Genomic DNA, 13,293 nt, shown 5'->3' on the forward strand with positions numbered 1-13,293 from the left:
CAAGGAGCAAGGATGCGCAGAATCGTTGACCTGTCGGTGCCTTTGAAGTCGGGAATCGCCTCCGACCCGACGGGGATGGAACCCAAGATCAACTACATCGATCACACCCAGTCGCGAGACGCGATGTTGAGCTACTTTCCCGGTGCGACGGCAGCCGACCTGCCGGACGGCGAGGCGTGGGCCGTGGAGCAAGTCGACCTCTCCACCCACAACGGCACTCACCTCGACGCGCCTTACCACTACGCGTCGACCATGAACGGTGGCGAGCGCGCAATGACCATCGATGAGGTCCCGCTCGAGTGGTGCTTCCAGAACGGCGTCAAGCTCGACTTTCGCGACGCAGCCGACGGCTACGTGCTGACGCCGGCTGACATCGATGCCGAACTCGCGCGCATCGGCTACGAGTTGCAGCCGCTGGACATCGTCATGGTGAACACGAGCGCCGGCGCCCGCTACGGGGAAGACGATTACGTGTCCCGCGGCTGTGGAGTGGGCCGGGAAGCGACGCTGCACCTGCTGCGCCAAGGCGTGCGCGTCACGGGAACCGACGCGTGGAGCTGGGATGCCCCGTTCAGCTACACCGCCAAGCGCTACGCGCAAGACCGCGATGCGGGCATCATCTGGGAAGGGCACCGGGCAGGCCGCGACATCGGCTACTGCCATATCGAGAAGCTGCACAACCTCGAAGCGGTGCCAGCGTTCGGCTTCCAGGTCTCGTGCTTCCCGGTGAAGATCCATAAGGCTTCGGCCGGCTGGACCCGCGCGGTTGCGATCTTCGAGGATGCATCGTGAGCGCCGCGCAAACGGGAAGCATCGCGGATATCCACGGCACCCAGGGCTTCGGTCTGAACAACCTGCCCTACGGTTCCTTCGACGCAGGCGCCGGCTTCCGGCCCGGCGTCCGCATCGGCGACTCGGTGGTCGACCTGCGAGCCGCGCTCGCTGGACACCCCCGGGTGTCGGACGCGCTCCGCGTTGCACTCGACACGCCGTCCCTTGATGGCATCCTCGCCGCTGGCCATCTCGTATGGGCGGAGCTGCGCGAGCTCGTGACGGTCCTGCTTGGCGAGACTCCGGTCGACGACAGGCTGTCGAAGACCGTTCACGCCATCGCATCCGTGCGCATCGGCATGCCGTTCACGGTGTCCGATTACGTCGACTTCTACACCTCGGAGCAGCACGCCCTGAGGGTTGCCGAGATCTTCCAACCGGAGCGCCCCGAATTGTCACGGGCCTGGAAGCACCTGCCGATCGGCTATCACGGACGGTCGGCAACCGTTGTCGCATCCGGGACCGATGTTGTCCGTCCCAAGGGGCTGCGTCTCGACGGCTCGGCCGCAACGTTCGGGCCGACGCGGCAGCTGGACTTCGAGGCGGAGGTTGGCTTCGTCGTCGGGACAACGGATGCCGTGTCCGAGGTGTCGCTCGAGGACGCGAGCCGCCACATCTTCGGGGTCGTGCTGCTGAACGACTGGTCTGCCCGCGACATCCAGATGTTCGAGTCCGCGCCGCTCGGCCCGCACCTGGGCAAGTCGTTTGCCACCGCCATCAGCCCGTGGGTGGTGCCGATCGCGGCGCTCGAGAACGCCCGAGTCCAGCCACCGACCAGAGACACTCCACTCGCGCCGTACCTGGATGACCGCGGCATGCAGCCGTGGGGCTTCGACCTGCGGTTGGCGGTCGAACTCAACGGCGAAGTCATCTCTCGACCGCCGTTCTCCACCCAATACTGGACCGCCGTGCAGATGCTCGCGCACATGACGGTGAACGGCGCGATTCTCCGTTCCGGTGGGCTGTTCGGCTCCGGGACCGTGTCGGGCGAACGGCGTGACCAACGAGGCTGCCTGCTGGAACTGACCTGGAACGGGACCGATCCGCTTCCGCTCGCCGACGGCACGACCATCAGCTACTTAGCCGATGGGGACGAGGTGCGCATCACCGCCACGGCTCCCGGCGCGGGTGGCTCCACCATCTCGTTGGGGGAGGTCACAGGGTGGATCAGCCCGGCGACAGCGATGAAACCCGTCTAGCTCACGGCGTGAGCTCGTAGAAGCGGAAGAAGCCTGCCTCAGCAATCGGAGCGCAGTCGCTGAACCCCGCGTCGAGCGCATATCCGCGCAGCACTGACGGCCTCATGACCGTTCCGGTGGCGACCGACGGCCGGGAGGAACGGCCATCCGGAAGGCACACCAGCAGGCTGAAGCCGTACATCAGCCGTTCGACATCGTCGGATGGGCCGGCGAAGCTCTCGCCAACGGCCTCGTCCATGACGACACAGATCCCGTCGTCCCTCAGCATCGAGCGCATCGCACGCAGGACCCGGACGGGCCTCGGCATGTCGTGGATGCACTCGAACGCCAGGACCACGTCGCAGTGCGCATCGACGGGGTGCTCCGCGATGTTGTCGGAACTGAAAGTCACCCGATCGGCGACTCCCTCTGCCTCCGCATTGCGCCTGGCCATCTCGATCGCCACGGCGTCGATGTCGAAGCCGTTCAGCGTCGCGTTGGGGTAGGCCCTGGCCAGGTGGATGGTCGACCAGCCCGCGCCGCAGCCGACATCGGCGGCCAGCGCATTCGGTTTCGAGAGCAACTCGTGGACTCGCCCCAGCCGGCCGAAGACGTCCGCGAGCTCGTTCTGGAAGAACGGGCGGTTCATGTCGGCTTGCGACTCGCGCATGTCTGGGCCGTACCGGTCCCACGGCACACCGCCGCCGGACCGGTATGCCTCGAGGAGGTCAGGCAGCTGTCCGCCCGCGGCAGTCAGCATGCGAGTCATGGGCGCCAGATAGTTGCTGTCGGTCGCCTCGGTCAGCACCGGCCGGTGCGCGATGGGAAGCGTGAACACCGGATCTGCGCCGCTGAGGTCGACGTCGAGGATGCCGCTTGCGGACTGCTGCTCCAGCCACTCGCGCGCATAGCGCTCGTCGGTCTTCGTGGCAGTGGCGAGCTGGGATGCGGTGACAGCGCGGCCGGCCAGAACCCGGTAGTAGCCGAGGCGATCGCCGATGTAAATCGAGTACATCTCGATCGATCCGAGCGCAGATGCGAAGACCCGCTCTGCGAACTGTTCTGTCGTGAGTGACACTGCTCCTCCATGGCGGGTGACGGTGGCCGGGCCCGGGCACGCAGATTACTCCCCGCATCCGCGAGCCGCCTCGGACGCCGCCGGGAGAGGCACAGCGCACGGACGTAGACTTGAGGCGTGGCAGCAATAAATCTGGGTATGCCCCGAGTCCCCGAAGTACTGGCCCCGAGGCGCAAGACGCGGCAGATCCGGGTCGGCAAGGTTCTCGTCGGAGGCGACGCTCCGGTGAGCGTGCAGTCGATGACCACGACGCAGACCACCAACATCAACGCGACGCTCCAGCAGATTGCGGAGCTCACCGCCACCGGCTGCGACATCGTGCGCGTCGCCGTGCCCCACCAGGAGGACGCCGATGCGCTGAAGATCATCGCCGCCAAGAGCCAGATTCCGGTCATCGCGGACATCCACTTCCAGCCGCGCTACGTCTTCGCCGCCATCGATGCCGGCGTCGGCGCGGTGCGGGTGAACCCGGGGAACATCCGCAAATTCGACGACCAGGTCGGCGCGATCGCGAAGGCCGCCCGTGACGCAGGCGTCAGCATCCGGATCGGCGTGAACGCAGGCTCGCTCGAGCCGAGCCTGCTGCAGAAGCACGGCAAGGCCACTGCGGAAGCGCTCGTCGAGAGCGCGGTGTGGGAGGCGAGCCTGTTCGAGGAGCACGACTTCCACGACTTCAAGATCTCGGTGAAGCACAACGACCCGATCGTCATGGTCAAGGCCTACCGGATGCTTGCCGAGCAGGGCGACTGGCCGCTGCACCTCGGCGTCACCGAGGCAGGCCCGGCGTTCCAGGGCACGATCAAGTCGGCCACCGCGTTCGGCATCCTGCTGGCTGAGGGCATCGGCGACACGATCCGGGTCTCGCTGTCGGCGCCGCCGGTGGAGGAGGTCAAGGTTGGCTTGCAGATCCTGCAGTCGCTGAACCTGCGCGAGCGCAAGCTCGAGATCGTCTCCTGCCCGAGCTGCGGCCGCGCACAGGTCGACGTCTACAGCCTCGCGGACGAGGTCACAGAGGGGCTGCAGGGCATGACGGTGCCTTTGCGTGTCGCCGTCATGGGCTGCGTCGTTAACGGTCCTGGCGAGGCACGCGAGGCGGACCTCGGTGTCGCATCCGGAAACGGCAAGGGCCAGATCTTCGTCAAGGGCGAGGTCATCAAGACGGTGCCAGAGAGTGAGATTGTCGCGACCCTGCTCGAGGAGGCGCGCCGCATCGCATCCGAGATGCCGGATGCGCCGGTCGGCGAACCCGTCGTCACCACGAGCTAGCGGCCGCCGAGGTCGACCGTTGCGCGCGTGACGCGCGGCGGATCGCCGTGAGGTGTAGCCATGTCGACGAGGGCCAGCTGGGGGAGCGTGTAGCGCTCGCCATCGGTCACCCGCCCGTGCCGTGTCGCCGTGATGTGCGGGCGGTAGCCACGCCCGACATGCGACAGCGTCTCGTGGTCGACGAGGCAGCGTCGCAACGTCACCAGCAGGTTGTCGTGCAGCTTCTGGATCCGTCCGTCGTCTGTCACGAGCGAGACGAGCACGTCCTTGCGGTGGCCGAACCAGTCATCCGGCCCCACCGTGATCCGCAGCGGCTCGCGGGCCCGGGCGACCGCGGTCATGGCCTCGCGCAGCTGCTCTGCAGTGCACCGGGTGCGGAACGGCGGCACCACGGTAACGTGCAGCGGCCAGTCGGCGGTGACGAAGCCATCGCCGACGTTCAGCGACTCAAGCGGCAGGATGATCACGAAGCGGCCCACGCCAGCCTCCCGTCAGTCGGCCGAGCCGATCACGACGGTGGAGTCCAACTTGTCGTCGTGCACGGTCCTTGGCGTGAGGCCGGCGGATGCCATCAGTGCGCTCAGCGTTGCCGCTTGGGTGCGGCCCGTCTCGATCAGCAGGGCGCCGCCGGGTGCGAGCCAATCGGGTGCTGCGGCGATGATGCGGCGTGCGACGTCGAGGCCGTCACTCCCGCCGTCGAGCGCGTGCACCGGCTCGTGGTGGCGCGCTTCGGGCGGCATGAACGGCAGTTCATCCGTCGGCACGTACGGCGCGTTGGCTGCGATGACGTCGATCCTGCCGCGCAGCGACGCGGGAAGCGGCTCGAACAGGTCGCCCGCGAACACGCGCTCTGCCCGGAGGTTTCGCCTGGCGCACGCCACCGCGTTCTCGTCGATGTCGGCCGCAAAGACCTCCACCAACGGCTCCGCCGCCGCGATCACCGCGCCGAGCGCGCCACTGCCGCAGCACAGGTCCAGCACGATCGAGAAGGCATCCGCGAGTGCGAAGGATTCGCGAGCGAGCAGCTCGCTGCGGCGACGCGGCACGAACACTCCGGATGCGACGTGCACGCGCTGCCCGACGAACTGCGCCCAGCCCACCACATGCTCGAGCGGCTCGCCTTCGATGCGGCGGCCGACCAGCGTCTCGAACTCCTCGGCCGTGGTCGCCTCGTCGGCGAGGAGGGCCGCCTCGTCCGCGGCGAACACGCATCCGGCCGCACGCAGGCGGTCGGTGAGGAGTGCGAGTTCCCCGGTCACAGGCTCGGCAGTACGTTCAGCGGGCTCTCGATGCACCGCGCGACGAAGGTGATGAATTCACTGGGCACGTCGCCGTCACAGACCCGGTGGTCGAACACCATCGAGAGCACCATGACCTTGCGCACCGCGAGCTGGCCGTCAACGACCCAGGGCCGGTCGATAATGCGTCCCATGCCGAGCATCGCGACCTCCGGCTGGTTGATGATCGGCGCCGAACCGTCAACGCCGAAGCCACCGTAGTTGTTGAGCGTGAACGTGCCGCCGCGCAGCTGCTCGTTCGGGAAGCCGCCGGTTGCCGCGGTGTCGACGACCGAGGCGATGGCGTCCCGCAGCTGCTGCGTGGTCATCGCGCCAGCACCATGCACGACCGGCACCATCAGACCGCGCGGCGTCTGCGCGGCGAGACCGAGGTTGATGTCGGAGTGCTGCACGATCTCGCCCGCGGCCACGTCGACGGACGAGTTCAGGATCGGGTGCTGCTTGAGACCGGCGATCACGAAGCGTGCGACCAGCGCGAGCAGGCTCCAGCGCTCGCCGGTGGTGCGCTGCAGCTGCTCCTTCGCTTCGAGCAGCGCCGTCGCGTCGACGTCGAGCCAGATGGTTGCCTCCGGCACGTCACGCCGGGACGCGCTCATCCGCTCTGCGATCAACTTGCGGATGCCGGTGAGCGGAATCCGGACGTCGCCGTCGGCGGTGGACTCGGTCGTGCCCGTGAGCTGGGCGATGTGGGCTTCGACGTCGGCGCGGATGACCAGCGAGTCGGGGCCAGACCCCTGGATGCTGGTCGCGTCGATGCCGTGCTCGCGCGCGAGCTTGCGCACCAGCGGCGAGACGACGGGGGAGCGGCGGGCGGTGGTGGTCGTGGGAGGTTCGGCTTCGGCCACCGCGGTGCCGCGGCCGCGGAACCGTCCGGCCGGCACGGCACGGTTGGAGGTCTTCCGGGCGGTTGTCCCGTAGCCGATCAGCACGGCGCCGGACCCTTCGTCGCGCAGCGCCGTGCCGGGGACGACATCGCCTCCGCTGGTCTCCTCGACAGTGAGCAGCGGCTGTCCCGCGTGCACGGTCTGCCCCGGCTCGGCGTGAAGCGTGCCGACGACACCCGCGAACGGGCTGGGCAGTTCCACGACCGCCTTGGCCGACTCGACTTCAACGACCGGCTGGTCGATCACGACGGTGTCGCCGGGTGAAACCAGCCAGCGCACCAACTCGGCCTCGGTCAGGCCCTCACCGAGGTCGGGCAGGATGAAATCGCGGCTCACGGCAGCTCCCATTCCCAGGTTGCGAGGGCGTTCAGGATGCGCTCCGGGGTCGGCAGGTAGTACTCCTCGAGCTTGGGGCTGGGGTAGGGGATGTCGAAGCCGGTGATCCGCAGGATCGGTGCGGCCAGGTGATAGAACTCACGTTCGGTGACCCTCGCGGCGACCTCGGCGCCGAAGCCGCCGAATTGTGCCGCCTCGTGGATCACCGCGGCGCGGGAGGTCTTGCGCACCGATGCTCCGACGGTCGCGTCGTCGAACGGGGACAGGCTGCGCAGGTCGATGACCTCGATCGACAGCTCCTCCGCCTCGGCCATCTCGGCGGTCTCCAGCGCGGTCGCCACCGTCGGCCCGTAGGCGATCAGCGTCACGTCCGTGCCCTCCCGCACGACCTTCGCGGTGCCGATCGGCTCGGTTGTGACCGGCAGCGCGACCTCTTGCTTCGACCAGTAGCGGCTCTTCGGCTCCATGAAGATGACCGGGTCGTCGGAGCGGATCGCCTCGCGCATGAGCGAGTACGCGTCAGCCGGATTCGACGGCATCACGACCGTCAGCCCTGGGGTGTGCGTCCAGTACGCCTCCGACGAGTCGGAGTGGTGCTCGACGCCGCCGATGCCACCGGATGCTGGGATCCGGATGACCATGGGAAGCGCGACGCGTCCCTTGGTGCGGTTGTGCATCTTCGCGACGTGGGAGACGATCTGCTCGAACGCCGGGTAGCTGAATGCGTCGAACTGCATCTCCACGACCGGGCGCATGCCGTACATCGCCATGCCGACCGCGGTGCCGACGATGCCGGACTCAGCCAGCGGTGAGTCCCAGACGCGGTTCTCGCCGAACTCGGCCTGCAGCCCGTCGGTGACCCGGAACACCCCGCCGAGCGGGCCGACGTCCTCCCCGTAGACGACGACGGTCGGGTCCTCGGCGATCGCGTCTCGCAGCGCGGCGTTCAGCGCCGCAGCCATCGTGATCGGCTTCGCCTCTGTTGTCGTCATCGGTTCCCCTCGGCCTTCAGGAATTCGCGCTGCTCGACCAGGGACGGCCGCTCGTTCACGTACACGTGCGCGAACAGGTCCATCGGGTCAAGAACGGGCTCTGCGCTCATCGCCTCACGGGTCGCGGCGGCTTTTCGCTCGCCCTCAGCCGTGATCTCGTCCCGGTCGGCGTCGCTCAGGGCATCCTGCGAGACGAGGTAGCGCTCGAGCCGCTCGATCGGGTCCTTGCCCTTCCAGATCGCGACGTCGTCCGCGGTGCGGTAGCGGGTCGGGTCATCCGAGTTGGTGTGAGCCTCCACCCGGTAGGTGAGGCACTCGACGATGGTCGGGCCGTCGCCGCGGCGTGCGCGCTCCATCGCGCGCGACATGACCGCGTAGACGGCCGCTGCGTCATTGCCGTCGACGTAGTAGCCGGGGATGCCGTAGCCGATCGCCCGGTCGGCGAGCGTGCGAGCGCGGGTCTGCTTGGACAGGGGCACACTGATCGCGAACTGGTTGTTCTGCACCACGAATACCGTCGGCGCCTGCCAGACGCCGGCGAAGTTGAACGCCTCGTGGGTGTCGCCCTCGCTGGATGCGCCGTCGCCGATGAACGTCACTGTCGCGATCCGCTCGCCGTTCAGCTTGGCCGCGGTCGCGTAGCCGACGGCGTGAAGGGCCTGTGTCGCGAGTGGTGTCGCCTGCACCGAGGTGCGGTGCTTCTTCGGGTCCCAGCCGCTGTGCCAGTCGCCGCGGAAGCCCTGCAGCAGTTCGCCCGGGTCGATGCCTCTGGTCATCAGCGCGATCGAGTCGCGGTAGGTGGGGAACAGCCAATCCTGCTCGGTCATCGCGAGGACGGTGCCGATCTCGCACGCTTCCTGGCCGAGCGCCGACGGGTAGGTCGCCAGCCGGCCCTGACGGGTGAGCGCGGTCACCTGGGTGTCCCAGCGCCGGGCGATCGCCATCCGGCGATACAGCTCCTTGAGCGTCGCCACGGGCGGAAGTTCGAACCCCTGCCTGGCGCTCGAGCGCACCGCGCGCCCCTCGTCGTCGATCAGTCGCAGCGGCTCCGGGTCGGGCAGGCCGACGGTCGGTTTGGTCTCAACATTGAGGCTCATACCCCATATCGTGCGCCCGATTCCCGGGGCTGATCGGCAGTTTTCAGCGAATCCGAACGCTTGGCGCTCGCACACCCTAAGGCAGTGCCATCCGTCCGCGAAAAACGCGTCAGAGCTGCCAACTGTCCGTCGACTGCTCGGGCGGTGTGCCCGTCCGTTCCTCAAGGATGATGTACGACCGCGTCGACGCGACGCCCGAGATGTTCCGGATCCGACGCAGGATGGTCTCGGACAGTGCGTCGTGATCCGGGGCGCTCACGGTGAGCAGGATGTCGATGTCGCCGCTGAGCGCCTGCACGCGTTCCACGAACGGCAAAGAGGCGAGCTCCTCGGACACGCTCTGCCACGCGCTGTCGACCTTGACGATGACGATCGCGGTGAGGGGCAGGCCGAGCGCCTCGCGATCCACCGTCGCCGTGAAACCGGTGATCACGCCGTCGTCGATCAGGCGGGTGAGCCTGGTGTTGGCGGCGGTGCGGGAGATGTGCACGCGCTCCGCAAGCGAACGGATGGAGAGCCTCGCATCCTGACCGAGCTCGGCGATGATCCGCCTGTCGACCGAGTCGAGCGCGCGCTGCCGCTCCGCCATCGCCTGCCCCTCCACCCTCGCTAAGGCACCAGCGTAGTCAGCGGGTGGTGCCCTGCGCTTCAGTAGACTCGACTGCTGTGATCACGCGCCTGACCCAGCTCTTCGTCCGTACCCTCCGCGAGGACCCCTCCGACGCCGAAGTGACGAGCCACCGCCTGCTCGTCCGCGCCGGCTATATCCGTCGCCAGGCGCCCGGTGTGTTCGCCTGGCTGCCACTGGGGCTTCGGGTCAAGCGCAAGATTGAGAACATCATCCGCGAGGAGATGGCGGCGATCGGCGCGCAGGAGGTGCACTTCCCTGCGCTGCTGCCACGGGAGCCATACGAGGCCTCCGGCCGGTGGGAGGCATACGGCGACGGCATCTTCCGGCTCAAGGATCGCAAGGGCTCGGACTACCTGCTCGCCCCAACGCACGAGGAGGCTTTCACGCTGATGGTGAAGGACCTGTACTCGAGCTACAAGGACCTGCCGCTCGCGATCTACCAGATCCAGGACAAATACCGCGACGAGGCCAGGCCACGCGCGGGCCTGCTGCGGGGTCGCGAGTTCACGATGAAGGACGCTTACTCGTTCGACTACACGGATGAGGGGCTCGACAAGTCCTACCAGGACCAGCGCGACGCGTACGAGCGGATCTTCGCGCGACTCGGCCTTGAGTACGTGATCGTGCAGGCGGACAACGGACTCATGGGCGGCGCACGAAGCGAGGAGTTCCTGCACCCGACGCCAGTCGGCGAGGACACCTTCGTGCGCTCAGCGGGAGGCTACGCAGCCAACGTTGAGGCCTACGAGACCGAGCGACCTGAGCCCATCCCGGTGGACGGGCTGCACCCCGCGGCGGTGCTCGATTCGCCCAACACGCCGACCATCTCGACGCTCGTCGATCTGGCGAACGCGGAGTACCCCCGTGAAGACCGCGCGTGGACGGCGGCAGACACGCTGAAGAACGTCGTGCTCGCGCTCAGTCACCTCGACGGAACCCGCGAACTAGTCGTCGTCGGCGTGCCAGGCGACCGAGAGGTCGACCTCAAGCGTGTCGAGGTCGCGTTTGCGCCCGCAACAGTCGAGGCGGCCACGGAGGCCGACTTCGACAGCAACGACAACCTCGTTAAGGGCTACATCGGGCCATGGTCCGAGCGTGGGCCCATCCTCGGCGAAGAGTCGGCCAGCGGCATCCGGTACCTCGTCGATCCCCGTGTGGTGGACGGAACCCAATGGGTCACGGGCGCGAACGAGAACGAGAAGCACGTGTTCGGGCTGGTCGCGGGACGCGACTTCGTGCCGGACGGGTTCGTCGAGGCCGCTGAGGTGCGCGACGGCGACCCGGCACCGGATGGCTCAGGGCCGATCGAGACCGCCCGAGGCATGGAGATCGGTCACGTCTTCCAACTCGGCCGGTTCTTCGCTGAAACGCTCGGCCTGAAGGTGTTGGACGAGAACGGCAAGCTCGTGACCGTCACCATGGGGTCGTACGGCATCGGCGTCACGCGCATCCTGGCCGCGATCGCGGAGTCCAACAACGACGACAAGGGCCTGATCTGGCCGGAGGAGGTCGCGCCGTTCGATGTGCACGTGATTGCGACGGGCAAGGACGAGGCGGCCTACACGCTCGGTGAGCGGCTCGCGGCGGAACTCGACGCATCCGGTCGGGATGTGCTGTTCGACGATCGCCCCAAGGTGTCGCCCGGCGTGAAGTTCGGTGACGCCGAGCTGATCGGCGTGCCAAGGATCGTCATCGCCGGACGCGACTCGGCCGAAGGGCGCGTCGAACTGTGGGACCGCCGCACCGGGGAGCGCGAGAGCGTCACGGTCGACGAGGCCATCGTCCGCCTGCGCTGAGGCAGGGCAGACTCAGACGCCGGGTAACTCCATGGCGAGGTTGACGAGATTGCCGTCGATGTCGCGAATTTGCGCGACTCGCTCGCCCCACGGCATGTCCATCGGCGAGCGAGTTTCCACGGCGCCCGACTTGAGAGCGGTAGCGAACGCCTGATCAACGTCGTCGACATAGAACCAGAGCGCAACTCGGTCTCCCGCGTTTACGGCCTCCACAACGTCCGGATCATGCCCGATGCCGAGAGACGCCGGTCCAATCATCAGCGAAACGTAGTCGTCCCCGTCCTCGCCGGGGAATCGGTAGGCGACCTCAGCGCTGAGCGCTCGTTCGTAGAATTCGACGAGCGCGGGCAAGTCTCGTGTCGACAGGATCGGGAAAAGGCTGCGGACGGCCATGGCACGACGCTAGTCCACGAGCTTGGAATGAAAGTGCCCTTCGAGAAACTCGGGTACCGTAGACAGACGGCTTCTCCGTTGCGGTGAAGCCGTGTGTTACGAGAGTTGAATAGTGGAGGGTCCGCAGTGGAAATCGACCTGAGCGTGCTGCGCTTGATGGAGCGCGAACGTGAAATCCCATTCGACGAACTCGTCACCATCATCGAGCAGGCCATCCTCACCGCCTACCTCAAGCACACCGGGCGTTCAGAGACGGGCCACGGTCACGGACACGGCCACGCGCATCGTGACGAGCCGGCACCCGCGCGCGTCGAACTCAACCAGAAGACCGGCAAGGTGTCGATCTTCGTGCCGGAGTTCGATGACGAGGGCAACATCATCGGCGAGGCCGAGGACAGCCCGGACGACTTCGGACGCATCGGCGCGTTCGCCGCGAAGCAGGTCATCAACCAGCGCCTGCGCGACATCGCGGATGACGCGGTGCTCGGCGAGTTCCGTGGCCGCGAGGGCGACATCGTCGCAGGGGTGATCCAGCAGGGACCGAACCCGCGGATGATCCACGTCGACCTCGGCACCATCGAGGGCATCCTCCCGCCCGAAGAGCAGGTACCCGGCGAGGACTACTCGCACGGCAACCGCATCCGGGTCTACGTGACGAGCGTCAGCAAGGGGCTCAAGGGTCCGTCGATCACCGTCTCGCGCACGCATCCGTCCCTCGTCCGCAAGCTGTTCGCGCTCGAGGTGCCGGAGATCGCGAACGGCGTCGTGGAGATCGTCTCGCTCGCGCGCGAGGCCGGCCACCGCACCAAGATCGCGGTGAAGGCCAACGAGCCAGGGGTGAACGCCAAGGGAGCGTGCATCGGCGAGCTCGGGCAGCGCGTGCGCGCCGTCACCGCTGAGCTCAACAACGAGAAGATCGACATCGTCGACTACAGCGAGGATCTCGCGACCTTTGTCGCGAACGCGTTGTCGCCGGCGAAGGTGACGAGCGCCTTCGTGATCGACGAATCGCTCAAGGCGGTGCGGGCGCTCGTGCCCGACTACCAACTGTCACTCGCGATCGGCAAGGAGGGCCAGAACGCGCGTCTGGCCGCCAAGCTCACCGGGGCCAGAATCGACATCCAGCCCGACTCGACCATGGAGTCCTGACTGGCCCTGCGCCAAGCATCGGCGTTCCGTCGAACCGAGGCTGGGACACGCTCGGCGTGGGAGGGTCTAGTATGGAACCAGTCAGAACCTGCCTCGGCTGTCGGCAGCGGGACGACCGATCGGCATTGCTGAGGGTTGTTGCGCGCGACGGTCAGGTTGTAGCGGATGTCGCGGCCAGCATGCAAGGACGCGGCGCGTGGGTGCATCCCACCCGCGACTGCATCGAGACCGCAATCAGACGACGAGCCTTCGGGCGCGCGTTGCGCGTGACCGGTGACCTCGACACGAGCAAGGTTGACCCAAGAAGTCCGGAGACCTTCCGGCATCCACAAGTAACAGCTGACAGAACAGGCTGAATGGCAAA

General features: G+C 67.3%; 14 protein-coding genes. 6 read left to right on the forward strand and 8 right to left on the reverse strand.

Translation table 11 applies throughout. The features are described from left to right. Positions 1–12: 12 nt before the first annotated feature. Together HGK58_RS06820 and HGK58_RS06825 are read left to right on the forward strand one after the other, a co-directional pair. Positions 13–792, forward strand: coding sequence for a cyclase family protein (locus tag HGK58_RS06820; RefSeq protein WP_168626726.1), 780 nt, complete (start codon positions 13–15; stop codon positions 790–792). Then, a complete protein-coding gene (locus tag HGK58_RS06825; protein WP_349236153.1) occupies positions 789–2,030 on the forward strand; it encodes a fumarylacetoacetate hydrolase family protein in 1,242 nt (413 codons plus the stop codon). Before HGK58_RS06820 ends, HGK58_RS06825 begins: the two co-directional genes overlap by 4 nt. Position 2,031: 1 nt before the next feature. Here the strand turns inward: HGK58_RS06825 and HGK58_RS14050 are convergent, their stop codons facing one another. After that, positions 2,032–3,087 carry a class I SAM-dependent methyltransferase gene (locus HGK58_RS14050; RefSeq protein WP_349236154.1) on the reverse strand — a complete coding sequence of 352 codons (1,056 nt, stop codon included), beginning with the start codon at positions 3,085–3,087 and terminating at the stop codon, positions 2,032–2,034. Between the two features lie 117 nt (positions 3,088–3,204). Here HGK58_RS14050 and ispG point away from each other — a divergent pair, with 117 nt between their 5' ends. Next, positions 3,205–4,353: a flavodoxin-dependent (E)-4-hydroxy-3-methylbut-2-enyl-diphosphate synthase gene (ispG, locus tag HGK58_RS06835; protein WP_193509868.1), complete on the forward strand. Its 1,149-nt coding sequence runs from the start codon at positions 3,205–3,207 to the stop codon at positions 4,351–4,353. Here ispG and HGK58_RS06840 read toward each other — a convergent pair. From HGK58_RS06840 to HGK58_RS06865, 6 genes are all read right to left on the reverse strand, one after another. Beyond that, the gene (locus tag HGK58_RS06840; protein WP_168626727.1) at positions 4,350–4,832 is read right to left on the reverse strand and encodes a 2'-5' RNA ligase family protein; all 483 of its coding nucleotides are present in this window, start codon (positions 4,830–4,832) and stop codon (positions 4,350–4,352) included. The two genes, ispG and HGK58_RS06840, sit on opposite strands and share 4 nt — an antisense overlap. A gap of 12 nt (positions 4,833–4,844) precedes the next feature. Then, positions 4,845–5,612 carry a putative protein N(5)-glutamine methyltransferase gene (locus tag HGK58_RS06845; protein ID WP_168626728.1) on the reverse strand — a complete coding sequence of 256 codons (768 nt, stop codon included), beginning with the start codon at positions 5,610–5,612 and terminating at the stop codon, positions 4,845–4,847. Beyond that, positions 5,609–6,871: a dihydrolipoamide acetyltransferase family protein gene (locus tag HGK58_RS06850; protein WP_349236155.1), complete on the reverse strand. Its 1,263-nt coding sequence runs from the start codon at positions 6,869–6,871 to the stop codon at positions 5,609–5,611. Before HGK58_RS06850 ends, HGK58_RS06845 begins: the two co-directional genes overlap by 4 nt. After that, positions 6,868–7,863 (reverse strand): alpha-ketoacid dehydrogenase subunit beta, encoded by a 996-nt coding sequence (locus HGK58_RS06855; protein ID WP_168626730.1) that lies wholly within the window; start codon positions 7,861–7,863, stop codon positions 6,868–6,870. Before HGK58_RS06855 ends, HGK58_RS06850 begins: the two co-directional genes overlap by 4 nt. After that, a complete protein-coding gene (pdhA, locus tag HGK58_RS06860; protein WP_168626731.1) occupies positions 7,860–8,960 on the reverse strand; it encodes a pyruvate dehydrogenase (acetyl-transferring) E1 component subunit alpha in 1,101 nt (366 codons plus the stop codon). The genes HGK58_RS06855 and pdhA overlap by 4 nt, the downstream gene beginning before the upstream one ends. Positions 8,961–9,069: 109 nt before the next feature. After that, positions 9,070–9,549: an Lrp/AsnC family transcriptional regulator gene (locus HGK58_RS06865; RefSeq protein WP_168626732.1), complete on the reverse strand. Its 480-nt coding sequence runs from the start codon at positions 9,547–9,549 to the stop codon at positions 9,070–9,072. 77 nt (positions 9,550–9,626) lie between these two features. On the opposite strand from HGK58_RS06865, the gene HGK58_RS06870 reads away from it, so the two are divergent. Beyond that, positions 9,627–11,387 (forward strand): proline--tRNA ligase, encoded by a 1,761-nt coding sequence (locus HGK58_RS06870; RefSeq protein WP_168626733.1) that lies wholly within the window; start codon positions 9,627–9,629, stop codon positions 11,385–11,387. Positions 11,388–11,399: 12 nt separating this feature from the next. Here HGK58_RS06870 and HGK58_RS06875 read toward each other — a convergent pair whose 3' ends face one another. Beyond that, the gene (locus HGK58_RS06875; protein WP_168626734.1) at positions 11,400–11,780 is read right to left on the reverse strand and encodes a VOC family protein; all 381 of its coding nucleotides are present in this window, start codon (positions 11,778–11,780) and stop codon (positions 11,400–11,402) included. Between the two features lie 126 nt (positions 11,781–11,906). Between HGK58_RS06875 and nusA the strand changes: the two genes are divergently transcribed. Continuing rightward, positions 11,907–12,929, forward strand: coding sequence for a transcription termination factor NusA (gene nusA, locus HGK58_RS06880; RefSeq protein ID WP_168626735.1), 1,023 nt, complete (start codon positions 11,907–11,909; stop codon positions 12,927–12,929). A gap of 71 nt (positions 12,930–13,000) precedes the next feature. After that, positions 13,001–13,285, forward strand: a complete 285-nt coding sequence (locus HGK58_RS06885; RefSeq protein ID WP_168626736.1) for a YlxR family protein — start codon at positions 13,001–13,003, stop codon at positions 13,283–13,285. Positions 13,286–13,293: the final 8 nt, after the last annotated feature.

It is taken from the genome of Cryobacterium sp. BB307 (genome assembly GCF_012274275.1).
GTDB lineage: Bacteria > Actinomycetota > Actinomycetes > Actinomycetales > Microbacteriaceae > Terrimesophilobacter.